Source organism: Paenibacillus sp. KN14-4R, assembly GCF_052180255.1.
GTDB lineage: Bacteria > Bacillota > Bacilli > Paenibacillales > NBRC-103111 > Paenibacillus_AM.
Genome location: NZ_CP197466.1, coordinates 3,441,477 through 3,465,102 on the forward strand (window position 1 = coordinate 3,441,477; position 23,626 = coordinate 3,465,102).

At 42.6% G+C, this 23,626-nt stretch carries 24 protein-coding genes; 8 read left to right on the plus strand and 16 right to left on the minus strand.

What is annotated here, in order from left to right; genetic code table 11:
• Positions 1–41 precede the first annotated feature (41 nt).
• Together trmB and ACSBOP_RS16850 are read right to left on the minus strand one after the other, a co-directional pair.
• Complete coding sequence (gene trmB, locus ACSBOP_RS16845) at positions 42–758, minus strand: tRNA (guanosine(46)-N7)-methyltransferase TrmB (protein WP_442601673.1); 717 nt, start codon at positions 756–758, stop codon at positions 42–44.
• Positions 759–890: 132 nt separating this feature from the next.
• Positions 891–1,421: a WGxxGxxG-CTERM domain-containing protein gene (locus ACSBOP_RS16850; RefSeq protein WP_442601674.1), complete on the minus strand. Its 531-nt coding sequence runs from the start codon at positions 1,419–1,421 to the stop codon at positions 891–893.
• A 193-nt stretch (positions 1,422–1,614) separates the two neighbouring features.
• Between ACSBOP_RS16850 and ACSBOP_RS16855 the strand changes: the two genes are divergently transcribed.
• Both ACSBOP_RS16855 and ACSBOP_RS16860 read left to right on the plus strand, forming a co-directional pair.
• A complete protein-coding gene (locus tag ACSBOP_RS16855; protein ID WP_442601675.1) occupies positions 1,615–2,571 on the plus strand; it encodes a TIGR01212 family radical SAM protein in 957 nt (318 codons plus the stop codon).
• A 62-nt stretch (positions 2,572–2,633) separates the two neighbouring features.
• Complete coding sequence (locus tag ACSBOP_RS16860) at positions 2,634–3,215, plus strand: class I SAM-dependent methyltransferase (protein WP_442601676.1); 582 nt, start codon at positions 2,634–2,636, stop codon at positions 3,213–3,215.
• A gap of 3 nt (positions 3,216–3,218) precedes the next feature.
• Here the strand turns inward: ACSBOP_RS16860 and ACSBOP_RS16865 are convergent, their stop codons facing one another.
• The 5 genes from ACSBOP_RS16865 to ACSBOP_RS16885 all read right to left on the minus strand — a co-directional run bounded on the left by ACSBOP_RS16865 (position 3,219) and on the right by ACSBOP_RS16885 (position 9,037).
• On the minus strand, positions 3,219–4,619 hold the full coding sequence (locus ACSBOP_RS16865) for a transglutaminase domain-containing protein (protein ID WP_442601677.1): 1,401 nt from the start codon (positions 4,617–4,619) through the stop codon (positions 3,219–3,221).
• Between the two features lie 162 nt (positions 4,620–4,781).
• A complete protein-coding gene (locus ACSBOP_RS16870; RefSeq protein ID WP_442601678.1) occupies positions 4,782–6,578 on the minus strand; it encodes a B12-binding domain-containing radical SAM protein in 1,797 nt (598 codons plus the stop codon).
• Between the two features lie 103 nt (positions 6,579–6,681).
• Entirely contained in the window at positions 6,682–6,903 is a 222-nt protein-coding gene (locus tag ACSBOP_RS16875) for a hypothetical protein (protein ID WP_442601679.1), read from the minus strand.
• Positions 6,904–6,974: 71 nt separating this feature from the next.
• Positions 6,975–8,090, minus strand: a complete 1,116-nt coding sequence (locus tag ACSBOP_RS16880; RefSeq protein ID WP_442601680.1) for an ABC transporter permease — start codon at positions 8,088–8,090, stop codon at positions 6,975–6,977.
• Positions 8,087–9,037, minus strand: a complete 951-nt coding sequence (locus tag ACSBOP_RS16885; protein WP_442601681.1) for an ABC transporter ATP-binding protein — start codon at positions 9,035–9,037, stop codon at positions 8,087–8,089. The genes ACSBOP_RS16880 and ACSBOP_RS16885 overlap by 4 nt, the downstream gene beginning before the upstream one ends.
• Before the next feature lie 163 nt (positions 9,038–9,200).
• On the opposite strand from ACSBOP_RS16885, the gene ACSBOP_RS16890 reads away from it, so the two are divergent.
• Positions 9,201–10,157, plus strand: a complete 957-nt coding sequence (locus tag ACSBOP_RS16890; RefSeq protein ID WP_442601682.1) for an RluA family pseudouridine synthase — start codon at positions 9,201–9,203, stop codon at positions 10,155–10,157.
• Positions 10,158–10,204: 47 nt separating this feature from the next.
• Here ACSBOP_RS16890 and ACSBOP_RS16895 read toward each other — a convergent pair whose 3' ends face one another.
• A complete protein-coding gene (locus ACSBOP_RS16895; RefSeq protein WP_442601683.1) occupies positions 10,205–10,720 on the minus strand; it encodes a DUF2179 domain-containing protein in 516 nt (171 codons plus the stop codon).
• Between the two features lie 123 nt (positions 10,721–10,843).
• On the opposite strand from ACSBOP_RS16895, the gene ACSBOP_RS16900 reads away from it, so the two are divergent.
• On the plus strand, positions 10,844–11,395 hold the full coding sequence (locus tag ACSBOP_RS16900) for a GNAT family N-acetyltransferase (protein WP_442601684.1): 552 nt from the start codon (positions 10,844–10,846) through the stop codon (positions 11,393–11,395).
• 58 nt (positions 11,396–11,453) lie between these two features.
• Here ACSBOP_RS16900 and ACSBOP_RS16905 read toward each other — a convergent pair whose 3' ends face one another.
• A complete protein-coding gene (locus ACSBOP_RS16905; protein WP_442601685.1) occupies positions 11,454–13,718 on the minus strand; it encodes an Ig-like domain-containing protein in 2,265 nt (754 codons plus the stop codon).
• 217 nt (positions 13,719–13,935) lie between these two features.
• On the opposite strand from ACSBOP_RS16905, the gene ACSBOP_RS16910 reads away from it, so the two are divergent.
• Positions 13,936–14,715 (plus strand): formate/nitrite transporter family protein, encoded by a 780-nt coding sequence (locus ACSBOP_RS16910; RefSeq protein ID WP_442601686.1) that lies wholly within the window; start codon positions 13,936–13,938, stop codon positions 14,713–14,715.
• A gap of 71 nt (positions 14,716–14,786) precedes the next feature.
• Here the strand turns inward: ACSBOP_RS16910 and ACSBOP_RS16915 are convergent, their stop codons facing one another.
• From ACSBOP_RS16915 to ACSBOP_RS16925, 3 genes are all read right to left on the minus strand, one after another.
• Positions 14,787–15,968 (minus strand): MGDG synthase family glycosyltransferase, encoded by a 1,182-nt coding sequence (locus ACSBOP_RS16915; RefSeq protein ID WP_442601687.1) that lies wholly within the window; start codon positions 15,966–15,968, stop codon positions 14,787–14,789.
• Between the two features lie 167 nt (positions 15,969–16,135).
• Entirely contained in the window at positions 16,136–17,296 is a 1,161-nt protein-coding gene (locus ACSBOP_RS16920) for an ArnT family glycosyltransferase (RefSeq protein WP_442601688.1), read from the minus strand.
• A 50-nt stretch (positions 17,297–17,346) separates the two neighbouring features.
• Positions 17,347–17,718 carry an EamA family transporter gene (locus ACSBOP_RS16925; RefSeq protein WP_442601689.1) on the minus strand — a complete coding sequence of 124 codons (372 nt, stop codon included), beginning with the start codon at positions 17,716–17,718 and terminating at the stop codon, positions 17,347–17,349.
• 112 nt (positions 17,719–17,830) lie between these two features.
• Here ACSBOP_RS16925 and ACSBOP_RS16930 point away from each other — a divergent pair, with 112 nt between their 5' ends.
• The 3 genes from ACSBOP_RS16930 to ACSBOP_RS16940 all read left to right on the plus strand — a co-directional run bounded on the left by ACSBOP_RS16930 (position 17,831) and on the right by ACSBOP_RS16940 (position 20,321).
• Positions 17,831–18,718: a phosphatase PAP2 family protein gene (locus tag ACSBOP_RS16930; RefSeq protein ID WP_442601690.1), complete on the plus strand. Its 888-nt coding sequence runs from the start codon at positions 17,831–17,833 to the stop codon at positions 18,716–18,718.
• A 119-nt stretch (positions 18,719–18,837) separates the two neighbouring features.
• The gene (locus ACSBOP_RS16935; RefSeq protein WP_442601691.1) at positions 18,838–19,878 is read left to right on the plus strand and encodes a glycosyltransferase family 2 protein; all 1,041 of its coding nucleotides are present in this window, start codon (positions 18,838–18,840) and stop codon (positions 19,876–19,878) included.
• Complete coding sequence (locus ACSBOP_RS16940) at positions 19,878–20,321, plus strand: GtrA family protein (RefSeq protein ID WP_442601692.1); 444 nt, start codon at positions 19,878–19,880, stop codon at positions 20,319–20,321. The genes ACSBOP_RS16935 and ACSBOP_RS16940 overlap by 1 nt, the downstream gene beginning before the upstream one ends.
• Positions 20,322–20,375: 54 nt before the next feature.
• Here the strand turns inward: ACSBOP_RS16940 and ACSBOP_RS16945 are convergent, their stop codons facing one another.
• The 4 genes from ACSBOP_RS16945 to ACSBOP_RS16960 all read right to left on the minus strand — a co-directional run bounded on the left by ACSBOP_RS16945 (position 20,376) and on the right by ACSBOP_RS16960 (position 23,521).
• Positions 20,376–20,597: a DUF1128 domain-containing protein gene (locus tag ACSBOP_RS16945; RefSeq protein ID WP_442601693.1), complete on the minus strand. Its 222-nt coding sequence runs from the start codon at positions 20,595–20,597 to the stop codon at positions 20,376–20,378.
• A gap of 93 nt (positions 20,598–20,690) precedes the next feature.
• Complete coding sequence (locus ACSBOP_RS16950; RefSeq protein WP_442601694.1) at positions 20,691–21,311, minus strand: TetR/AcrR family transcriptional regulator; 621 nt, start codon at positions 21,309–21,311, stop codon at positions 20,691–20,693.
• Between the two features lie 47 nt (positions 21,312–21,358).
• Positions 21,359–21,997: a YigZ family protein gene (locus ACSBOP_RS16955; protein ID WP_442601695.1), complete on the minus strand. Its 639-nt coding sequence runs from the start codon at positions 21,995–21,997 to the stop codon at positions 21,359–21,361.
• A gap of 177 nt (positions 21,998–22,174) precedes the next feature.
• On the minus strand, positions 22,175–23,521 hold the full coding sequence (locus ACSBOP_RS16960) for a glucose-6-phosphate isomerase (protein ID WP_442601696.1): 1,347 nt from the start codon (positions 23,519–23,521) through the stop codon (positions 22,175–22,177).
• Between the last annotated feature and the right edge of the window lie 105 nt (positions 23,522–23,626).

The following is a 23,626-nucleotide window of genomic DNA, read 5'->3' on the forward strand; positions in this document are numbered from 1 at the left end:
GCAGTCCGAATATCGGGCTGCTTTCCTTATTTTTTTGCAGTTTAATTATCTTCTTTTGTTTCAAGATTACTTAAGTGTTGCTGCAAGGCTTGCTTACCAATAACCACTTCAAGTCGGTGAATGTTAATTCCCTGCTCAATGAATTTGGATTCATATTCTGTAAGCACATGATCCGGGTGAATGCCATCCACATGCAAGTCAAGAGCGATATTACGCATACGAAGTCCCATATCTGCAAATGAGTTTAAGGAGAATTCAAACAAGCTTCGTGAATCGGTTTTAAAATGAATTTCACCCTTGTCATTCAAAATTTCCATGTAATTGTTCACGAAATTGCTATGCGTTAATCTTCTGCGTGCATGCTTTTTCTTCGGCCATGGATCGCTGAAATTTAAAAAGATCCGTTCGATTTCATTTTCAGCAAACATGTCTGTAATTTTCTCGATGTTAAATAAGACAAGGCGGATATTGGATAGATCCAAAGTCCCATCTTCTTTGGTATGTGCCGCACGTGCTTTGTCACTGGATTTGCGAATCAGCTCATCGTACATATCAATACCAATAAAGTTTACATTCGGGTTTAGTCGACTCATCTCACTGACAAAACGTCCTTTTCCCATCCCAAGTTCGACATAAATCGGATTGTCATTACCGAACACTTCATTCCATTTGCCTTTATATGCGGCTGGATCTAATATTACTAAATCTTTTTGGGACTCAATATTTTCCCGAATCCCTTTTCTACCTCTAAGTCGCATTGGTGTTCCTCCCATAAATCCACAAGCCGCGGATATAACTGTATAAACCTGCTCAAATGATAGTTCATTATGAGAAAAAAATCAAAAGAAATAACCCCTCAACAAAAGTTAAGGGGTCCTTATTGTTGTGTTCTAACGATGAGTTTCTTTACGTTTACTACCTAAACCTGATAATCCTAAGAGACCAATTAACCCCAACCATCCCCAGTTAAAACCAGTGGGAGTAGCCGCTTTTGTTGTAACGTTGTTTACCCTTGTTGTATTCGGATAAGCTGTAGAAGTTGGATACGTGTTATTCGGATAAACACTGCTTGGGTGCATGGTGTTCGGCGTATTGCTTGGATAGGTCGGATTAATGCCACTCATGTTACTTCTGCCGGTGTTCATCATATTGCGCGTATCATTCGTGATTGCTCTGCCATCATTAGTAAGCGTGTTGGTCATGTTATTTACTCCATTTTTCAGCCCACTCGTCATGTCTCTTACTCCTTGAGTTACACCGTTCGTGATGGAATTAGGTGTCACAGTAGCATTAGGAGCTACAGGAGTCCCCGGTGTTACCGGCGCTACCGAAGTTTCGGTTGTCATTCCTTGAGCAACTCCACCTAAACTTAGTGCAGCTGTGATCATGATTGCAGCGGTCGTGATGCGAAGCTTTTTCATCGACTATAAATCCCCTTTCGCTGATCAAATATATACGCTAATAGCATACCCAAGTGGATCATGCGTATGACGGAAATTACAGTCTAAATTGGTAAATGAATCGGAAGAAGAATGTACGTATTGTCGCATTTGAATGCTTTTTGGGCTACAATAACTAAAGCCTAATATCTGCTTAAAAGGAGCAATGAAGTCAATGGAAGTTACGACAGATTCAAGACGGACTCCCTTACTATGGGGAGATAAACGTTTTCATACATGGAATTATGAGATGCGCGAAGAGTTTGGAGGTAAAATATTTAAAGTGATGCTGGATGCCGGGTTCACTTGCCCGAATCGGGATGGTTCAATTGCGAAAGGTGGATGCACATTCTGTTCCGCTAGAGGTTCAGGTGACTTCGCTGGATCACGCCGTGATGATCTTGTGACACAATTTAATACCATTCGTGATTTGCAGCACCAAAAATGGCCGGAAGCCAAATATATTGGCTATTTCCAAGCTTATACGAATACTTATGCACCTGTTGAGGAGCTGCGTGAGTATTTTGAGGAAATATTAAAACAACCTGGTGTTGTTGGATTGTCAATTGCAACACGTCCAGATTGTCTGCCAGATGATGTTGTCGAATATTTGGCAGATCTGAATAAGCGGACCTATCTATGGGTTGAAATGGGACTGCAAACCATCCATGAGGAAACCTCAACACTAATCAACCGTGCGCATGATACACAGTGTTATCTGGATGCAGTCGCGAAGCTGCGTAAGCACGGTATTCGTACTTGTGCGCATATCATTTATGGATTGCCAGGTGAAACCCATGAAATGATGCTGGAGACCGGTCGTGCGGTCGCAAAAATGGATGTACAGGGGATTAAGATCCATTTGCTGCATCTCATGCGTAAAACACCAATGGTGAAGCAGTACGAAGCTGGTCTCTTGCGTTTCTTAGAAAAAGACGAGTATGTGAAGCTAATTATTGATACACTCGAAATCTTGCCACCTGAAATGGTTGTACATCGTCTAACAGGTGATGCACCGCGGGATCTCTTAATCGGTCCGATGTGGAGCTTGAAAAAATGGGAAGTCCTCAATGCATTTGACGATGAGTTGAAGGCTCGTGATACGTGGCAAGGCAAGTATTGGCAAGGATAAAGCTTGGATAGTGAAATGTCATATGGAAAACTTAATGGGGCTTACGAGAGGAGGTGACCGACATGGGTTTCTTGTCGGTACTGAGTATGGCGCACGCGCTGGTCGAAGACCGCGTGCGTAAGGGGGAGACGGTCGTCGATGCGACCGTCGGTAATGGTGTTGACACGCTGCGTCTAGCGCGTGTTGTAGGCTCCCAAGGCCGCGTATACGGCCTTGATATCCAACAGGCGGCGCTGGACGCTGCGCGCCGCCGCATTGATGCCGAGTCCGGCGATAACGCGGGCTCGGTTGAGCTTACGCTCCGTGGGCACGAAGCAATGGAGGCGGTCTTGCCGCCTCCATTGCACGGCACCGTAGGAGCGGTGATGTTTAACCTCGGCTACCTGCCGGGAGCCGAGGGGGAATTGGTCGTGACCCATGTGGACACGACCTTGCCTGCCCTAGAAGCAGCGCTTCGCGTGCTGCGTCCAGGAGGACTTGTGACCGTGGTCCTATACCCCGGTCACGAAGGTGGTGATGTCGAGGCGAATGCTGTCGAATCTTGGGCGAAAGAATTGCCGCAGGTGCAGTACCAAGTGATGATGTATCGCTTCATGAATCGAAAGACATCTGCCCCTTACTTGATTGCGATTGACAAAAGATAATAATTACAAATATTTAAATTCAATTGAGAACGCCTTGCCGCTGTAGGTATACGAATAACCGAGATTAGAATGACCCGATAACGCAGCTAGCACGTCGCTCAATTTACTTCCTTCATACGCGGTCTTGAACTTCAGTCCTGTCTCACGATTTGCGATAGCGGTATGAATACGTGTCTTTAGTTCTGCAGCACTATGCAAGGCCAATCCTTTATATTCATAATAATCATATTTCGTTTCCGTTGCTGCCGGCCATTTGGTCGTATCCCATGAATGATTAAGGGCGAGTTCCTTATCTGTGATGTTAAAGTAACTGTATACGATCCTGCCCTCCTTATCCGGTACAGGGTCATCCCATGTCACATCTAAATTATAATAAGCACCATCGATTTTAACCTTATTCCATGCATGAGCTCCACCGTTGCCATAACCGGTTACGATCTGTGACTCAATGCCTGCCAGCTCAAGAAGTAAATGAGCCGCTTCTGCGTAGCCTTCGCAGACTGCTGTCCCATTGAAAAAAACGCCATAGGCACTGTAGGATTCGCTGGGCACCGTATTTTTCAGGTAATTATCGTAATCATAAGCAGTATGTAACACAATATAATCATGAATAGCAAGCTCTTTCTCCATCTCACTCATGCCGGGCTTGATAAGCTTATCAACAATGCGAACCGCTTCATCATAAATCTTTTTCGACCCAGGATCCTGCTTATTACTAACACGAACCGTTCCTTTTCCATATTGATCAAGTATGCGAAATGCCAATGAATAAATTTGTTCCCGTGAAGCATGGTCCTGAGGCCGGAACAAGATTTCATCCTTTAACACCGTTCCCTGTAGAATTCCTTCCTTCGCAAGCTTAACCGCAGCCTCCTTTGCCCAGCTGGAGATGCTTCCAGCATCACTAAATCGGATCACTGAACCGCCCTTTAAACTTACCGATAGGCCTGCTTTTTGAAGGACAAGATCCAGCATGACCGCAAGTTCCTCACGTGTAACACGCTCTTTCGGTTCAAAACGCTGTTCACCTGTCCCTTTAACGATTCCAATGGCATATGCTTTTAAGACATCTTCATCCTTCGTATCACGGAACGGGCTCACGTCTGGTACAGGAATCTTTTTCCCTGACAATCTTTCATATAATCGAACCAAGACTTGACTAAGCTCTCCCCTTGTAATCGATTGTTGATATTGATTCATGAGACTGGCAGGAACTAAATCTTGTCCCGCCGCTTTGGTGACATCCGCCTTTGCCCAATCACTCGGTTCATTGATGTTATTAGCCGAAGCGACCGCAGTCTGTGCCGAGAGCATATGGATAAGCAGGATGCCCGCTATGTATTTCTTCATCTTCCCCCTTTTCGAAAATGGTGTCATATTCTTGCTGCCTGTTTTCTTGGACAATTATATCTCCCCTTTGATGATGTATTCCATGATATATATCGGAAAATATTTCAAAGTGTATGAGATCAAATAAACATCCATCAAAAATCGAAAGGAGTTGGCTTTGTCATTTCTGACTACCAACTCCCTTCGATTATTTATTTCTGGTTACATGCGATATAATCAGCACTTTGTCTGCAGTGGAATCTCAGCCATCGGCAATGTATAAATGCTTGGCTTGCCTCTGCCATCCGTATGGAAGAAGGAGATTAACAAATACTCCAGACCTGCCGCATGAGAAGCATCTATCTCCTGACTCCACTTACCTTGGCTTAAATACATACCCAAATCAAACGGTACTTTCTCAATCATTACATGTTTATGCAGTTCTTTTTCGCTCGTCGGTAGTGCTGCAAAATCTCCACCTACTGCATCTGGATGCTCAGAAAGGTAACGGATAAGCTCTGATTGGCGAGACTTGTCCATCGTAAAGTCCCACCAAATTTTACGAGGTTTGTATTTATGATTCAGGAAATAATCCAGCTTCATTAAACCCTCGATCTTATCCATCCCCTGTGTCCCCCGCTCCACAAGAAAACCATGAAGACGGATAAACAAATCTTCCAGTTGATGACCAATTTTCTGCCAGCCTCGTGTTTCCCAGTAGTCGCCAAACTGCTGGAAGAAGTCAAATGGTGAAGTAAATTCTTCATGCATGACATATTTCAGCGTGTGATCCATGCGATGCGCGTTCCAGTATTTTTCCAGCACGTCTTCTACCCGCTTGATACGGACTAAATCCGTGTATGGCAAAATATCATTGCCTAAAATCTCATACGGCGCATGGTCCATGTACACATAGCCATATTTCTCAGCATCCGCGCGCAATCCGGTACCCCGTAACATTTTCAAAAAACCAAGCTGAAGTTCTTCTGGTCCTAATGCAAATACCTCATTAAATGTATTGCGGAAAGAATCATAATTCTCTTCAGGCAAACCTGCAATCAGATCCAAATGCTGATCAATCTTGCCACTGTCCTTCACCATGGTCACTGTGCGTGTTAACTTACTGAAATTCTGACGACGCTTCACAAGCGAATTTGTCAGATCATTCGTCGATTGCACACCAATCTCAAAGCGGAAAACGCCAGGTGGGGCATTCTCAGCCAAGTAATCGAGCACTTCAGGACGCATAATGTCCGCAGTAATTTCAAATTGGAACACACATCCGCGGTGATTCTCAATGAGGAACTCGAACATTTCCATCGCGTAATCACGCTTAATATTAAACGTCCGATCAACGAATTTTATCAGCTTCGCGCCTGCATCAATTAAATACAGAATATCTGATTTCGTTCGTTCAATATCAAAATATCGGACCCCAACTTCAATGGACGATAAACAAAATTGGCAAGAAAATGGACAGCCACGGCTCGTCTCAAAATAGACAACACGATTACCAAGCGCAGCCACGTCTTCTTGAAACCGATACGGCGATGGAATATCATTCAGATCGAGCTTCGGTCTGCCAGGAGTGAGGATCACCTCACCATTTTTCCGATAAGCTACACCATATACAAAATGATACTTTTGCGTAGTCGATAGCTCTTGCAATAAGTGATGTAAAGTCTCCTCACCCTCACCCATTACGATGAAATCAACCTCAGGTATCCGATTCATCCAATACTCGGTGTCATAAGACACCTCAGGCCCACCAAGTACGATCGTCAGCTCAGGCATGATCTTCTTAATCGTCTGAATTACCTTGATCGTCTCTTCAATGTTCCAAATGTAACACGAAAAACCCAGTACAGTTGGCTGCTTCTGGAACAATTCCGAAACAATGTGCATGACTGGGTCTTTAATTGTATATTCCGCGATTTCCACGTCAAAATCTTTTTCGCAAAACGCCTTTAAACAACGCAATGCTAAAGAAGTGTGAATATATTTCGCATTTAACGTACTTACTACGACTTTCATATAATGTCCCCGTTCTTATAGAAAATAGCGTTAGCCAATCGTTATTATTCTACACAGAAACGGCTAGCTTTACAAAATAAGAAAGATTCTAATTTCGATTTGGTTATAAAATATCATCGTCATCCATATGCGGAGCAATGTATAACTGTTCAATCATTTGCGGTTCACGCAATTGCATAAACCACCGATCTGCCAGTAGTTGAAGCTCCGTCTCTAGCGCGGCTATGCGCTCTTGAAGATCACTTTGCGGGATGAGTTGGTTCCGTAATGTATGTTGAAGAGTCTGCCTTTCTTCAATTTGCTGCATGAGCTGATAGAGAATCATAGGGAATATGAGCTCCTTTCTTTTTTGAAAAAAGATGTCAATAGGCTCAATATTCCCTTTTTCCTCTTATCCTACTCCCATTTAAATGTAAAAGAAGCAATGATAAATGCAACGACCATCCATATCCCAAGCGTCAAAGCTTCCGACCATACCATCGAGAAATCAGCCCCGACGTTCATAACTTGCCGTAAGGCTGTCGATAAATGAGAAATTGGAATGGCCTTGACAATGGGTTGTAAAAACTCGGGCATTGATTTAATAGGAAAGAACACTCCTCCTAAGAACATCAGCGGAAAAGAGATAAAACCCGCGATAGGCCCTGCACTCTCAGGTGTTTTGGCGATGCCTGCAATGATAAAACCAATCGACATGAAAGCTAATGTCCCTAGAACAATAAACAAAATAAGCAGCGCCCATGATCCATTGATTTGTGCTCCGAACACGAGTGATCCAATAAGGATGAGAATAATCGCTTGAAGTGCATTCAAGATCAGTCGCGCTGTAATTTGAGCACCAATAAAGGTAGGCGCTCTTAGTGTTGTACTTTGCATACGTCTTAACACACCGCGTTCACGCCATGAAGAAATTTGTCCGGCCACACCATTTAAATTGTTACTCATAATCATCATTGCAACAATTCCAGGTACAAGGAAATCCATGTACTTGAGATTCAATCCCTGTACGCCTTCTGTCTGAACGGTAACGATAGGCACAAAGTGAGCCAGTTGCTTCGAAACCCCATCCACAACACCATTAACGGCGATAATACCTGCTTGTGCACTTGTGTTGGTCTCATCATAAAGAACTTCGAGTTTTGAACCCGCAGAAGCTGCTATACCCGATGGTTGTTTAGCCAAAGCATCAACTACAGTTCCATATCCCTGTGGAATAATGACGATCAGCTGCATATCCCCATTCTTCAGATCCTTGGTTGCCTGCTCTTTGTTCTCATAAGTGGTTAGACTCAGCACACCTGTTTTTTCAAAGCTTGATACAAGCTCCTTAGATGTTACGGTATGATCAGAATCGATGATTGCCGTTTCTACTGTTTTACCGCCGCCGTTACCCAGCAGTGCGCCAAATATGACCATAAAAAACACAGGAAATAAGAGTGTGAAAAATAAAGCCTGTTTGTTCCGAACGAACAACCTTAACTGAGCGATCGTTAATTGCACATATGCCTTCATTCTTCTCTCAGACTCCTTCCGGTCATATGTATAAACACATCTTCTAATGTTGCGGTTCGTGTCTGCAGGTCAGTGAATGTAAGCTGCTCCTCAGTCGTAAGCGCAATAAAACCAAGTAATGTCGCTTGCAGATCACTTGTGTACAGCACATACGTGTCTTTCCGCAAGTCGGTCTGCTTCACTCCATCAATCGTCTGGAATTTCGCGAAAAGCCCTTTTTGTGCATCCTCAGAGTCATGTTCTCGATCTGGTAATCGGAATTCAATGGCATTATCTGATTGCAAAGAGCGCACTAAATTCTCTGGTGTATCTAGTGCTACAACCTTACCCTGATCCATTAAACATATCCGATCACAGAGCACATGCGCTTCATCCATATAGTGCGTCGATAAAATAATTGTCTTACCTTGTGATTTGAGTCGTAATACGATGTCCCATAATGTCCGTCTTGCTTGTGGATCAAGTCCTGTTGTCGGCTCATCAAGGAATAGAACCAAGGGATCGTTCACTAACGCGATCGCAATGGCGAGTCTTTGTTTTTGACCGCCTGAAAGATGCTTCACGCGATCATTTCTTTTTTCCTGCAAAATCATATCTGTGAGGAGGGGCTCTGTCGGTACAGGATTAGGATAAAAGCTCGCGTACATTTTAATAATTTCATGCACTTTAAGAAGTTCAAACAGTGAAGTCGATTGCAACTGCACACCGATCACTTCTTTTACTTTCTGCAGTGCAATTTGGGTATCGAATCCCCCTACAATTGCTGTTCCGCCATCCGGCTTGCGTAAGCCTTCGATCATCTCCATCGTCGTTGTTTTTCCAGCACCATTGGGTCCGAGCAGTCCGAACACTTCACCCTTTCGCACTTCAAAGCTGACACCATTTACAGCAGTAAAACTGCCGTATTGTTTAACTAGACCTTTCGCCTCGATTACAACATCATTCATGTCTAATACCACTCGTCCATGCCCCTCTCGGAATTTTTCGGTAACATTTTCCAGTATATCACAACAACCTGAAAGGAGTGTTAACACTCGTTATTTTGCAGAAACTTTAATTTCCATGGTATAGTTGTAGGTAAAATAAAGCATGATGGAGCGGTTTAACTCTATGAATAGGAAAAAAAATTCTTTTAGATCGAATATAAGCAAAACAAAAAATTCTAACACTGCAACCGAGAAAGTAACCCGCCTTGCCGTTACAGAGCCAGCCGAACTGATGAACTTCGTCATCGAAAAATTACCAAGTCGCGGACGTAATTCCATTAAATCCATCCTATCGCGCGGTCAAATTTCTATAAATGGTAAAGCTGTAACACAGTTTAATCATCCCTTAAAACCTGGTCAGGAAGTCGTAATTAGCTGGGAGAAAATCGTCGAAGAAGTAAAACTAAGCGGTATACGGATCATACATGAGGATGACGACATTATCGTGATTCAAAAGGATTCCGGCATGTTGTCTATTGCAACAGCAACTGAAAAAGAAAATACGGCTTATCATCAACTGACTGACCATGTCCGCCGTACGAATCCAAAAGCACGAATCTTCGTCGTCCATCGACTTGACCGTGATACATCAGGCGTGATGATGTTTGCGAAGAACGAAGAAGCCCAGCAGAAGATGCAAAATGCATGGCAAGAAGCAGTCGAGGAACGTACGTATGTTGCTCTTGTTGAAGGTGCCGTTAAGCGAGAATCTGGCACGATCACTTCTTGGCTTAAAGAAAGCAAAACGCTGCTCATGTACTCCAGCCAGTATCCAAACGATGGACAAAAGGCGATAACACACTATAAAGTGCTGCAGCAGAGCCGTGAATTCTCCCTGCTTGAAGTGAATCTAGAAACAGGTAGAAAGAATCAAATCCGGGTCCATATGCAAGATATCGGACATCCTGTTGTTGGCGATAAAAAGTACGGTTCCCGTAACAATATGATGGGTAGACTTGGCCTTCATGCACGTGTCCTCGCCTTCCAGCATCCAACAACAGGTGAAAAGCTGCGTTTTGAAACGAAAATTCCAGATAAATTCCTGCGTCCCTTCCAGGAAAACAAAAATAACTCTCGTTAATCGAGAGTTATTTCTTCATGTTACACGTTATTTGAATTTCATATCATTTATCTTCTTGTCGAACGTGTCCAGAAACCACCATGTAATTGAGTCGGCTCCATCGTTACGATGAATGCTTTCGGATCATTTTCCAAAATGGAGTTGTACAGGATCTTCTGATTCTTGCGTTTGGCAAGTACTTCAAGTACGAGGCGATGACCATCACGACCATCTCCAATCCACGATGTCACGCCATAACCCATATCCCGAAGCCGATTCGGCAAACCGCTCTCTGGGTCATTTACTATCACTTTCAATGTGACATAACCCAGTGCAATTTTCCCTTCAATCCACGAGCCCACAAGCACGCCTAATCCATATCCACACGCATATACAATTAGACTAATCGGTTGATTCACATATTGGAGTACCATGTTTAATCCTAGAACATAAATGACAATCTCAAGCGTACTCAGTATGGCGGCCAGGTACCGCTGACCTTTCAAGGTAAAAATCATACGCAAGGTGAAAAATGAAACGTAAATGATTTGGATGACAAAAATGCTAACCAGAACGCTCAACATCGTATTGTAGCTCCTATCATGATGTAATTAGATGTTGTTTAAGCAATCATTCAACCCTATAATCATAATACAGGAAAATCATAAGTTCAAATGGGCCTACATCTTCATGAAAAGGGGATCCTTATGCTGACACACGTGATTGATCATCAGCTTTATCTCAAACTTTTCGAACCTAGAGATGCAGAAGCGTTATTCCAGCTTGTTCAGGCAAACCGAAACTACTTACGGGAGTGGCTCCCTTGGGTGGATGGTACAAGAAGTGTAGATGACACCAAAGCTTTTATTGAAGCCACCTCTGTTCAGTTCACAAATAATAATGGCTTTACTTCAGGTGTTTATTGGAACTCCACATTATGTGGGATGATCAGCTTTCATGCGATGGATTGGAGCAACAAAAAGACTTCCCTTGGCTATTGGCTTGCGAAGCCCTATCAAGGACATGGGATCATGACTCGAACATGCCGGGAAATCCTATCTTATGCGTTTACACAACTAGGCATGCATCGTGTTGAAATTCGAGCAGGCTTGCACAATTATCGAAGCCGCGCCCTCCCTGAACGACTCGGTTTCACATTTGAAGGAATCGCTAGAGAGTCTGAATGGTTATATGATCATTACATCGATCACGCGGTATATAGTATGCTTTTCTCTGATTGGATTAATAAGAACGAATAAAGAAAGGACCTGAGCACGGATAAAGTGCTCAGGTCCTCTTTAAGTTATAAAGGATAGCTTATTTTACTGTTACCGATATGGAAATGCTTCTTCCATTATAGGTTGCTTTAATCGATGTCGAACCTTTTTTCACCGCTTTGATGTTACCTTTTGAGTCAACAGTCGCAATCAACGGATTGTTCGAATACCATGTCGCCTCAGAAGTCGCGTCAACTACTTTACCGTTATCAAACAACGCTGTCAGATCAATTTTCTGAGCTTGTCCTACGGTTAGCTTTGCGCGTGTCTCTGACAGAAAAAGCTTATTGAGCTTCGGCAGCACCCGAACAGTAACGCTGATCGGCTTATCCTGGTAATTCGCATAAAGAGTAACTGTCCCTTCTTTCAGGGCTTTCACAGTTGAACCTTTTACGCTTGCAATTGTCGGATCACTTGACACCCATGTTACTTTACTGCTTAATGTGATATCTTTCCCAGTTACATAAGTACCTACGACTTTAATCGACTTGCTTCGACCTGGGTTCAGATCGATCACATCAGGTTCTACAACAATTGATTTAACTTCATCTTCAATTGTTACAGAAATCGTTACCGTTTTATTCATATAAGTCCCTTTTAGCGTCACACGACTTGCCAAGAGACCTTTCATATCATTTTCTTTGACAAGTAGGTTAGGGCTGGAAGCCTTCCAATCCATCTTATCTGCAATATTATCAATTTCTGTACCATCTTCAAAGATTGCTCTTACAACTGGCAAATTGGATTTACCTTGTTCACTATTTTTACCCGCCACAAGGCTGATGTTCATCTCCGTTGGGATCAGTGCAAGCACTTTTTCCTGCACTTCCACTTCGATTGTAACTGTCAGCTTGTTCATTGTTGCTCTTAATGTCGTTTTTCCTTTTTTACCTGCAATAATTTTACCATCTACGACTTTTGCAATATCATCCCCATTTTTACCATCTGCAAGGGTGCTTGTCCAAGTCATTTTGGCAGTTAAATCAATCGTATCACCATCAATTTGCTTGCCAGTAATTTTAGGTACCGCTAGTACTTCATTTTTAAACAAAGTCATAGAAGCTTTGCTTTTATCTTCTTTGTCCTTGTCTTTGCTATCAACTGTAAGTTCAAGCAATGGTTTGTAAACATTCACTTGAACAGCGCTTGTCAAGCCTAAGTGTTCAATTGTGATTGTAGCGTTCCCACGGCCTTTTGGTGTAATGAGCCCACCGCTTACAGTAGCTACGTAATTGTCACTGCTTTTCCAAGTCGCATTTGCCGTCACATCAGTCTTCGTGTGAGAGGAATTCATCATCTCAGCCGTAATTCTTAGAGGCTGATCTTCCAAGAAGAAATCATATGATTTTTTGTCTGGTGTTAAGATTAACGCTTGGTATGGAAGACGCACTATAACGTTCACATCTGCCGTTTTTCCTAGATATGTAACTGTCAATTTCGCACTACCAGGTGCAATTGGCTTTACAAGACCTTTTTCAACCGTAACAACGGATGGAGTGGAAGAAGTCCAAATCGCATCGGCTGTAATATTCTGAAACACATCGCTATCTTTCTTAGCCGCATCCACGATTGTAGCTTGCGCAAGAAGTTGAGCTGATTTATCTCCCATCATGAATTCAAGATTCTTAATGGCACTGCCATCTTTAATAATCTCGATATCCTTATAAGGAGAAATGACTTCAATATCTACGGAATCTGTCATACCTAAGTATGAGATCGTAATCTTGGCTTTACCCGCTGAATGAAGAGCTAATTCACCCTGCTTGATTGTAACCACATTATCATCTGAGGATTTCCAAGTAACTTCCTTCGTTACATCATTCGTATCACCAGCTGTCAGTTCTCTGGTATCGTCTTTATCGTACTTCGCTTCTGCCGTAAATTTGATATCTTTGGTTCCCAGCTTTAATAGCTTTTCAGCTGCAATTAGTTCCAAAGATCCATATTTATGTACAGTTACTTCTACACTACTTGATTTCCCCCTATATAGTCCGGTAACTGTTGCCGTCCCTTTACCCTTAGCGGCTACTTTACCTTTATCAACAGTAAGGATTGATGAATTTGACGTAGACCAAATCGCGACATCTGTCACATCCTTAGGTGAACCCGTCTTCATGTCTGCTTTTAGATTGAAATTTAGGTTAGTCTCACCTACGTACATCGTCTGTTTCGTGTTTGGATTAAGTGTTACAGATAAAACATCATCGTCTGTTTCTGCAGCTTGTACCACAGATAACGGAGCTGTTAAAATCATTAAAATCGCTACCGCCGCCACCAACCATCTGCGGATAATTGAAACTCGCATGCCTCACACTCCTCGTGTATTTATTAGATTAGATGAAAAGTACACCTTCATCTTATATCGGCAAGTTACGACAAAATTTCAATGGCAAATTTCTTCCGTATTCATGTTTCTTGTTGTGAAAAAAATCACTTGAAATACTGGACAAACTTCATATAATAAAGAGGTTATATTCTGATAAGTAATCTTATCCAAGAACGATTATAAGGAGTGAACGACCTTGTCCTATTATAAACCAACACAAATTGCAGAAAATACAGTTGAAACTGGCCTAGCAAAAGCAAAAATGAGTATACCAAGTATGCTTGCCCTTGGCTTTGCGGCTGGAGCTTTCATCTCCATCGGATTTTTACTAGCTATCCGCGTATCCGCAGGCATGCCTCCTGAGTTAAGCGGTCTTACTACTTTCTTAAGTGCAGCTGTATTCCCAGTCGGTCTTATTCTTGTTGTAATTGCAGGCGGTGAATTACTAACTGGAAACATGATGGCCGTTCCACTGGCTTGGTACGCACGCAAAATCAGTGGCTTTCAAGTGATGAAGAACTGGTTCTGGATTACTCTAAGTAATTTTCTTGGTGCTCTATTCGTTGCTTATTTCTTTGGACACGTACTTGGATTAACGGAAACCGGTGTCTTTCTGGAGAGAACCATTGATCTTGCTGGACATAAAATACACGATTCCTTTTTTCAAGCATTCATCTCAGGTATCGGTTGTAACTGGCTAGTGGCCCTAGCTGTATGGCTTGCTTACAGTTCCAATGATGTTGTCGGTAAAATTGCGGGTATTTGGTTCCCCACAATGGCTTTCGTTGCCATTGGCTTCCAGCACGTTGTGGCCAATATGTTCCTTATCCCCGCAGCGATTTTTGCTGGCTCCTACACATGGATGGACTACTTGACGAACTTCGTTCCTGTTTTCCTTGGTAATGCTGTCGGTGGTTCAATCTTCGTGGCGATGATTTATTATGTGGCCTATTTGCGGAAAGGTTTAGCAAAGTAGACATAAGAAAAGAAGCCAGTTAAGAGAGCGTATCATATCACTCTTAGCTGGCTTTTTCTGATTCTCTTTAGCTACATCACATAAGTAACATTCCCGGATAATCGATCTGGATAGTGGTGGGTATTGGTTGCTTCAACCCCAAACACAATATCTGCGATATCCGTGCTAGACAGCGGCTCATAGAGCTGCGACAGACGAAGTCGCATCGCTTGAAGCATCATAGGGTTATGGAACAGCTGGGAAAGCTTACTGATCAAATCATCTAAGGACTCAGCCTGCATGGCTGCACCCGATTCGAGTAAGAAACGTGCATTATCTTCTTCTTGACCTGGCAGCGGCTTGTAGATGACCATCGGTAATTGCATGGTCATCGCTTCGCTTATCGTAAGACCACCTGGTTTTGTTACGATTGTATCGGCAATGGCCATCAATTCGTGTACATAATCGATATAACCCATGATACGAAAATCATGCTTAGAACCTTGCACGCTTTCTTCCAGCTGACTTCTCACCCGTTCATTGCTTCCGCAAATCACTAGAAACTGTGTGGGACATGCCAGTTGCTCGAAAGTATTCACTTTCTTAACGAGTTCCGCTCCCATTAGTCCGCAACCACCGCCCATTACAAGAACAATCGGTTTATTCGGATTAAGTCCATGCTTCGCTAGAAGCGTGCTGCGATCATACGCTTCACGAAATTCGTCACGAACTGGAATACCCGCTACTTCGACTTGATCAACCGCTACACCATTTGCATACAGCTCTTGACGAACCTTCTCAGACCCTACGATATACTTATCGGTGTGCGGATAAACCCAATAGCTGTGACTCGTATGATCAGTGATCACTGTCATCGTTGGAATATTGAGCAGTCCATGCTCTTTAAGCTCAGAAAGTGCACCTGATGCAAGTGGAAACGTCGAAACGATGACGGAAGGATTAATAGCCTCTAATTGTCTTAATAGGCGGTTAACACCTAGCCGATTTGTCTTTTTTAATAGATCTGAAAATGTGTTTGTTTTGCGCGTTTTATTATAAACAAATCCGTAGATAGATGGGAATTTCTGAATGCTTTGCATATAGATATATCTCGAAAGGGAGTGGATGTGAGGATGTGCCAGCTCCATGAAATCGATAACGATCGCCTCTGCGTTGGGGCGGCTTCGCTCAACAAACTTCCGAACAGCTTGAGCAGCTTGACGATGCCCATCTCCAAAATTCCCCGATAGAATGACAACCTTCTCTTTTTTCATGAATACTCGCACCTTTCATTTATCGTTCTCTCTGTTGATCTAATTGTATGCGATGCATTTCATTAACAAAACCGACCACCGATGGGAAGGCTCCCCCGTCTTAGGTCTAGGAAGGTTTAGGACCACCTTAGGAAGAAATATGAGGCTCTACATAGACGGCCTAATATTCATGTACACCGTCGATCCAACCGACGAACGATCGCGACACCAGCAAATAAAGCGACAAACGGCATCAGTACAACAGCGTACCTGCCATGTGCGAGATAAATCATGTGCAAGATCGTCATGTAACCAAATAACGTAATCAACAAAAGCGCGCCCCGATTGTGCCGAGACAGCCATATGCCAATCCCCCCACCTATAAGGAGTAGATAATGTGATGCCCATACGAAAATGGGTGGAATACCCGCAATTCGAACCCAATAGAACACATCACCCCAAAAAAATCCGAACTTTCCAATGGTATACCATGCAGTGTACAATAGCGGCTGTTCAATGAATCCTTTTTTAATCCGCTCTATCGCCCACTGTTTATCAAACTCATCATTCACCCACAGATCATTTGTCTGGTGCCAGGTTCGCTGCTCTTCAATCGGTGGGAAATGAAATGGAAAAGTACCAAGCAGCATTGGATTCCCGCTTGATTTTGTCAGAGGTATAAACTGGCCCCCTGATACTTCATAATTACGAACCCACCAAGGTGTAAGGCATAAGGTGAAGACAATCCCAGCAATAACCCCGCACCCCAATACCTTTTTCCAAGGAATCTGGCGCCAATAGAAAAGCAACAATAGGAAGATACCCGGCCACAACGCAATCGTAGGACGTACATACGTTGCAGCTACCCAACAAAGGCCAAATAAGATCGCCCACTTCCACGTTGGCCGCTCCATCGCTCGCAGAGCTGTATAAATAAGCAGCATTAAGCAGCAGATGAATAGAGCTTCCGTTAATATTAAGAACGAAACAAGCCATAAAGGTAAATATACGGCTGATATCCCCACACCCCAAAGTGCAACTCGCTCATTCCAAATCCGGCGCCCAATGATATACAACATATACATAGAGAAGGTCATCATCATCGTCTGCAAAATTCGAAGAGCCTGCTCCAGCGCGTAGTTCGTGCCGAATATTTGCATGAACAAAGCTATGATCGCAGGCAAGGCTGGTGTGATAAATACCGTTGGACGAGTGGGATCATTGTAGGTGAACACCCCTGTTTCCAGCCAGATTTGCGCTGTTCTCAAATAAGACATGTCATCCGATTCGAGATTAAAGTGTCCGCCGCTGGTTAGAATCACGACCACTTTCATTACAAAAGAAACCATGAGGATTGTCCACAACAAGCGGCGATTGCTGGTGAATCGTGTCTTTATTTTCATGATATTTTGGAAGAGTAGCCGATCATGGCAACACCGATTAATATGACGAAACATCCCATGATTTTCATTAGAGTCAGACTCTCATGGAACACGTAATACGCTCCGAATGCGGTCATAATATAAGCAATACTTTGCAGCGGATAAGCAACCGAAATATCTACACGTGTAAGAATAAACACCCAAAGTACCGTAGCCAGCCCGTAAATGATTAAACCACCAAAGATCCAAGGAGAGAAAAACAACTCTATAACGCTTCGTATACTTTCAAAAGAGTTTGCTTTCCGTGTCAGGCCGACTTTCCAAAGAAACTGTCCAGAAACAAGCATACATGTATTAAGTAAAATTAAAGCGACATTCGTAAATTTCATCTAGATAAGCTCCTTTACTTGTATGTTCTTCTAACGAAAAACTGTTGCCCCTCAGACAACAAACGGTATAATAGTAAATGCTATCTGAGAATAGAACGGGGATGAAACTTCATTGTTTAATTTAAAATTATTTATGCCTCTCTTGTGGCTGTTAACAGCTGCCGTATTAATCGGCGTCACACAAGTAGATGGATGGGGCTTTATGAGTATTCTAGTCCTTTTACTCGCTCTTTATGGGACAAACAAGGACATGAAGAACATCACATGGGGACAATTTATCCCCGCGGGTCTTGTAACGCTTACCATATTCTTCTTCATTTATAAGTACGCTAATCCGTTATGGCATGATGTTGTTGGCTGGCAGACCCAGAACATCAAATATGCGTTTAAATGGAATGAACTATTTAATTCCATCCCGTTTAACGATGCAGCTTGGATGCGAATTTGGCAACCAAAATGGTTAACCCATTATATGTCTTGGGTATATATGAATGGATTCACACTCTCTTATTGGATTTGTATTATTCGCGCCTTCTTTACGAAAGATGTAAAAAAGATGGGCGTTTATGCACTAGGCGGTTATTTACTGCAAACACCATTCATCTTGGTTTTCTACAATACCGTGTTTTTGCAGGAAGTGTGGTACGTGCAAGGCACACCTGATATGCTCGCGCGGACATTTGAGAGTGCGGCACACGAATATACAACCGTTCTAAATTGCTTTCCCAGCATGCATACCTCCATTGCCTTTGCTGCTCTTCTTTTATCCATGAAAGAAAAGAGTAAGTGGTACCGCTGGCTGATCGGCATTTACTGTACATCCATTATTATTTCCACATTGTACTTGAAAATCCATTGGGTCATCGATGTTGTTGCAGGCATGGCATTCGCCTATGGTTGTGTGAAGCTCGCAGAGTGGATGGTAAATACGAAAGCTTATGATAGATTTACCGAAAAATTCGAGGGCATTGGCGAGCGTTTTTTGAAGAAAAAAGATTGATACAAACTTGAATACTATCTCAAAAATAGAAGGAATTGTATGCAGCGATGCTACAATTCCTTTTTTAAGGTATAATGGGCTTCATATACATATAGGAAAGAACGGTGACCTATCCTTTTATGAAAAAATCGATCGAACACCCCGTTGTGACCCTTGTTGTACCCTGTTATAACGAGGAAGAGGTACTACCCGAAACGGTCAGTCGCCTAAATGTCGTCTTGAACCAATTAATAGTGGATAATCTTGCTTCTCCACAAAGCAGTGTACTGTTTGTTGACGACGGTTCCCGTGACCGTACATGGGAATTAATCGAAGGATTTGCAAAATCTAATCCACTCGTGAGCGGACTTAAGTTATCTCGCAATTGTGGTCATCAGAGTGCTTTACTAGCCGGTCTCATGGAGACCAAAGAATATTCCGATTGTGTCGTGTCCATTGATGCCGATCTTCAAGATGATGTAGAAGCGATCCGCGAGTTCGTCATTAAATTTCATGAAGGCTATGATATTGTTTATGGTATTCGTCAAAGCCGTACGACAGATACTTGGTTTAAGCGTTCTACAGCCCAAGGCTTTTACAAATTAATGACCCGCATGGGTGTAAACATTCATGATAACCATGCTGACTATAGACTCATGAGTAAACGTACACTCGAACACCTGGAACATTTTCCAGAAGTGAATCTGTTCTTACGCGGCATCGTTCCACTCATCGGTTTCCCATCTACCAAAGTGTATTATGATCGATTCGAACGCTTTGCTGGTGAATCCAAGTATCCGCTGAAAAAGATGCTCTCGTTTGCCCTAGATGGCATCACATCTTTTAGTATCAAGCCGATTCGTTTAGTTACATTAACAGGCTTTCTGTTCTTCGCTATAAGCCTAGTTGCTTTAGTGTACGCTTTGTTCAGCAAGTTCTATGGCAGCGCAGTATCCGGCTGGACATCCTTAATTTTATCTGTCTGGTTCATCGGCGGCATCCAACTCTTGGCCATCGGGCTCATTGGGGAATACATCGGAAAAATATACCGTGAGGTCAAACACCGTCCGCTATTTATTATTGAAAAGTTCATACCTGCAGCTACAAACACGCAAGAAGATAAACAAGCATCTTCAATCGATACGACAGTTGATCATCTCGTTAGAAGTCGGTCGACCTAATGCACACAATACGTAAGCTGCTTAATGGGTCGTTTGTTCGTTTCCTTCTTGTCGGTGTGCTCAACACCTTAGTGGGTCTTTCTGTCAGCTTCATCATCTTGAATGTACTCGGGTGGAATTACTGGCTTGCTACATCGATTGGTAACATCGTAGGTGCTGTGTGCAGTTACTTTCTCAATCGTACTTTCACGTTTCGTTCAGATGCTACAGTCGGCTCGTCTTGGTGGAAATTTGGTCTTGTCATCGCGGTATGCTTTGGGGTATCTTACAGTGTATCTCTATGGATCACACAAGGTTTAACACTCATTTGGGCAACTATTTCTTCTAGGTTCGTCGAAAATGCAGCTGTCCTACTCGGAAACGGTATTTATACGATATTGAATTACTTGGGTCACCGCTATTTTACATTCCGTGAACCCCAAACCAAATCAAGTGCAAATTAAAAAACATCCTGCTAAAGGAATTTCCTTAGCAGGATGTTTTGCAATTGTTGAATCTTATACTTTACGAAGCTTACCCAGCTCCGAAGTTATCGCATCAATCTCTGAGATTGAAAAAGAATCTTTACTCACAACTAGATCATATAAGTCCTTTAAATCCTCATATAAGCTCTCGTTAAAATTCCCTTTAATCGAGCCACCTGTAGCCATTCTAAGCTTACGCTTGATCTCTTCAAACATAAACTCTACATTTTCTTCCGACCAATTCGTTAAATTCACTTCTCTCGTTCACCCTTTCGCTCTCTTCTGTTGCTATTGTACCATGGTTTAGCGAAAAAAAACGATTTATAACTTGAAGGAATATTCTGACAATTAACTCGTAAAGAGCAATGGGGTTGGTCCTGCTTGATGCATTTTTACAATACCGCATAAATAATTCACATGGTTCTCTGCTAACTCTTGGACTTGCTCGAACGCCTTCCCATAAAATATGTAGTAAGCGATATAGCCATGCAAGCTCATAAAGATGTTCCATGGTAAGGTAAACTGTGCGTCTACATTCGATTTGCCCCACGTAACTTCACAAATAATACCTGAGAATAGCTCTAAGTAACGCGCTTGATCGGCTTTAGAGTAGGACGTTAATTCCTCTTCATTCATCATAAAAATAACTTCATAATGATAACGATGATTAAGTCCAAATTCAATGAAATCCATCATGACAGCTCGCAGCACATGAATATCCATATGAGATGCTTCTGTTACGATTTTTCTTTGCCTCAGTATCATTTCATTAAAATCGCGTAAAATCAACTCATACAAAAGCTCCGCTTTTTCTGTAAAGTGATAATACAGTGCGCCATGACTATATCCCAATGACTTGGCAATGCTTCGCATGGTTAAAGTGCGATAACCATAAGCGCTAAATAGTTCCCTTGCACCCGATAAAATACGCTCCCGACTAAGCTCTTGTGCTACTGCTTTCCTCGCCATTGGACTTCCCCCCGCTGAGTGCTCTCATTAATTGGATCTAACCCTGTTTATGTAAACTCGTGATGAACCATATACTGCTCTTCTCCCAGGCGAACGACACCCTGTCCTTGAGTCAAATCAATCAACCATTCCTTAAATTGATCTGCCTCATCTGCTAATGGATAACAAGTTACAATGACACGATCTGTAAACTGTGTTTCTCCCATTCTCATCTCTCGGTTACGTAATTCATTTTCCACCTTACCAAGCCATGTATAATCGATCTCTAGACATACCTCTCTGTGAAGAACTTGCGCAATCTCTCCGGCTGCCTCAATACCTGCAACTGCTCCATCTGTATATGCACGAATCAATCCACCAGCACCTAGCATAATACCACCAAAATATCTGGTTACGACGACTGCTACATTTTTAAGACCTTTATTCTTAATTACCTCAAGAATAGGTTTGCCAGCTGTACCACTCGGCTCGCCATCATCAGATTGCTTCTGAATCTCGTCACGCTCTCCGAGCATATAAGCCGAACAATTATGCGTAGCTGACCAATGTTCCTTCTTGATTTTCTCAATAAATTGAATGGCTTCTTCCTCGGATTTCACAGGTGTCGCAAATCCGATGAATCGTGATTTCTTAATGATGATTTCTGCCGACCCCAACTGTTGTAACGTTCTATAATGTGCTATCATGTCGACCTCTTTATTTTTATTGTCAATTATTACGTATTCTGTTGCACTTCATTGTACAGAAGTGTCCTTCCTTTTACAACGGTGTTTTATCTGATTTTTATTTTTCTTAAAAATATTTAAGAAAAAACAGCCCATTTCCAAGAAATGAGCTGTTTTTATGGATATATTGGATTTATTTTACAATCTGGATTCTAATTCTGCTTTCTCTTTCTCATAACCTGGCTTACCAAGTAGAGCAAACATATTCTTCTTGTAGGCTTCAACACCCGGTTGGTCAAATGGATTTACACCCATTAAATAGCCGGATACGCCGCAAGCTTTCTCGAAGAAGTACACCAAGTAACCGAATGTATAAGGCGTAAGCTCAGGGATTGTCACAATCAAGTTCGGTACATTGCCATCTGTATGCGCAAGCATTGTTCCTTGGAACGCTTTCTTGTTCACGAAGTCCATTGTCTTACCCGCTAAGAAGTTAAGTCCATCCAAGTTCTCGCTGTCTTCGCCGATGACGATCTCTTCCGCAGCTTTGTCCACCACGATAATCGTCTCGAACAAGTTACGGGAACCTTCTTGCACGAATTGTCCCATCGAATGTAGATCGGTTGAGAAATCTACAGATGCCGGATAAATGCCCTTATTGTCTTTACCTTCACTCTCACCGAACAATTGCTTCCACCATTCGGACACATAATGAAGCGATGGCTCGTAGTTGACTAAGATTTCAATCGCTTTCCCTTTACGGTATAGCGAGTTACGTACAGCCGCATATTGGTATGCTTTGTTCTCACTTAAGTTCGGGTTCGAGAACTCTTCACGTGCATCTGCCGCACCTTGCATCATCGCTGCAATGTCAATGCCAGCAGTAGCAATTGGCAATAAGCCAACCGCTGTAAGCACAGAATAGCGTCCACCTACATCATCAGGAATGACGAAAGATTCATAACCTTCCGCATTTGCAAGCTGCTTAAGTGCACCTTTGGAAGAATCCGTTGTTGCGTAAATACGCTTGCGTGCTTCTTCTTTCCCGTACTTACGTTCCAATGCTTCACGGAAAATACGGAAAGCAATTGCAGGCTCTGTTGTTGTTCCAGATTTGGAAATCACGTTTACAGAGAAGTTTTTACCTTCCAGAAGTTGAAGTAAATGTGTCACGTACGTAGAAGAAATATTTTGACCGACAAAATAAATTTCAGGTGTCTTGCGTTGTTCTTTAGGTAAGTAGTTGTAGAAGCTATGAGACAAGCTTTCAATCGCAGCGCGAGCGCCAAGATAGGAACCGCCGATACCAATGACAACAAGCGCATCAGAATCGGATTGAATTTGAGCAGCTGCCTTTTGGATACGAGCAAATTCTTCTTTATCGTAATTAACGGGTAGGTCGATCCAACCTAAATAGTCGGAACCAGCACCCGTTCCTTTATGTAATTGTTCATGAGCAAGACGAACTGGTTCGGCTAAATAATCCACTTCATGTTGGGAAAGAAAAGCGAGTGCAGGGCTGTAGTCAAATCGCAAGGTTGTCATCCATTTACTCTCCTTTGTCAAGCTATATTTAATACCTATAAGCATACTGATTTGGCCTATTTTTTGCAAGTTTAGTCGACATTGCAGCGCAACTCTCAATCTTCT

What these genes read in the sequence shown, in the direction of transcription:
- ACSBOP_RS16950 (WP_442601694.1), bottom strand. Translation starts at nt 21,311, where the DNA reads ATGGCGAGGAAAGCAGTAGCACAAGAGCTTAGTCGGGAGCGTATTTTA.
- ACSBOP_RS16880 (WP_442601680.1), bottom strand. Translation starts at nt 8,090, where the DNA reads ATGAAGGCATATGTGCAATTAACGATCGCTCAGTTAAGGTTGTTCGTT.
- ACSBOP_RS16870 (WP_442601678.1), bottom strand. Translation starts at nt 6,578, where the DNA reads ATGAAAGTCGTAGTAAGTACGTTAAATGCGAAATATATTCACACTTCT.
- ACSBOP_RS16935 (WP_442601691.1), top strand. Translation starts at nt 18,838, where the DNA reads ATGAAAAAATCGATCGAACACCCCGTTGTGACCCTTGTTGTACCCTGT.
- ACSBOP_RS16850 (WP_442601674.1), bottom strand. Translation starts at nt 1,421, where the DNA reads ATGAAAAAGCTTCGCATCACGACCGCTGCAATCATGATCACAGCTGCA.
- ACSBOP_RS16915 (WP_442601687.1), bottom strand. Translation starts at nt 15,968, where the DNA reads ATGAAAAAAGAGAAGGTTGTCATTCTATCGGGGAATTTTGGAGATGGG.
- ACSBOP_RS16960 (WP_442601696.1), bottom strand. Translation starts at nt 23,521, where the DNA reads ATGACAACCTTGCGATTTGACTACAGCCCTGCACTCGCTTTTCTTTCC.
- ACSBOP_RS16940 (WP_442601692.1), top strand. Translation starts at nt 19,878, where the DNA reads ATGCACACAATACGTAAGCTGCTTAATGGGTCGTTTGTTCGTTTCCTT.
- ACSBOP_RS16855 (WP_442601675.1), top strand. Translation starts at nt 1,615, where the DNA reads ATGGAAGTTACGACAGATTCAAGACGGACTCCCTTACTATGGGGAGAT.
- ACSBOP_RS16925 (WP_442601689.1), bottom strand. Translation starts at nt 17,718, where the DNA reads ATGAAATTTACGAATGTCGCTTTAATTTTACTTAATACATGTATGCTT.
- ACSBOP_RS16955 (WP_442601695.1), bottom strand. Translation starts at nt 21,997, where the DNA reads ATGATAGCACATTATAGAACGTTACAACAGTTGGGGTCGGCAGAAATC.
- ACSBOP_RS16875 (WP_442601679.1), bottom strand. Translation starts at nt 6,903, where the DNA reads ATGATTCTCTATCAGCTCATGCAGCAAATTGAAGAAAGGCAGACTCTT.
- ACSBOP_RS16920 (WP_442601688.1), bottom strand. Translation starts at nt 17,296, where the DNA reads ATGGTTTCTTTTGTAATGAAAGTGGTCGTGATTCTAACCAGCGGCGGA.
- ACSBOP_RS16905 (WP_442601685.1), bottom strand. Translation starts at nt 13,718, where the DNA reads ATGCGAGTTTCAATTATCCGCAGATGGTTGGTGGCGGCGGTAGCGATT.
- ACSBOP_RS16900 (WP_442601684.1), top strand. Translation starts at nt 10,844, where the DNA reads ATGCTGACACACGTGATTGATCATCAGCTTTATCTCAAACTTTTCGAA.
- trmB (WP_442601673.1), bottom strand. Translation starts at nt 758, where the DNA reads ATGCGACTTAGAGGTAGAAAAGGGATTCGGGAAAATATTGAGTCCCAA.
- ACSBOP_RS16895 (WP_442601683.1), bottom strand. Translation starts at nt 10,720, where the DNA reads ATGTTGAGCGTTCTGGTTAGCATTTTTGTCATCCAAATCATTTACGTT.
- ACSBOP_RS16885 (WP_442601681.1), bottom strand. Translation starts at nt 9,037, where the DNA reads ATGAATGATGTTGTAATCGAGGCGAAAGGTCTAGTTAAACAATACGGC.
- ACSBOP_RS16860 (WP_442601676.1), top strand. Translation starts at nt 2,634, where the DNA reads ATGGGTTTCTTGTCGGTACTGAGTATGGCGCACGCGCTGGTCGAAGAC.
- ACSBOP_RS16890 (WP_442601682.1), top strand. Translation starts at nt 9,201, where the DNA reads ATGAATAGGAAAAAAAATTCTTTTAGATCGAATATAAGCAAAACAAAA.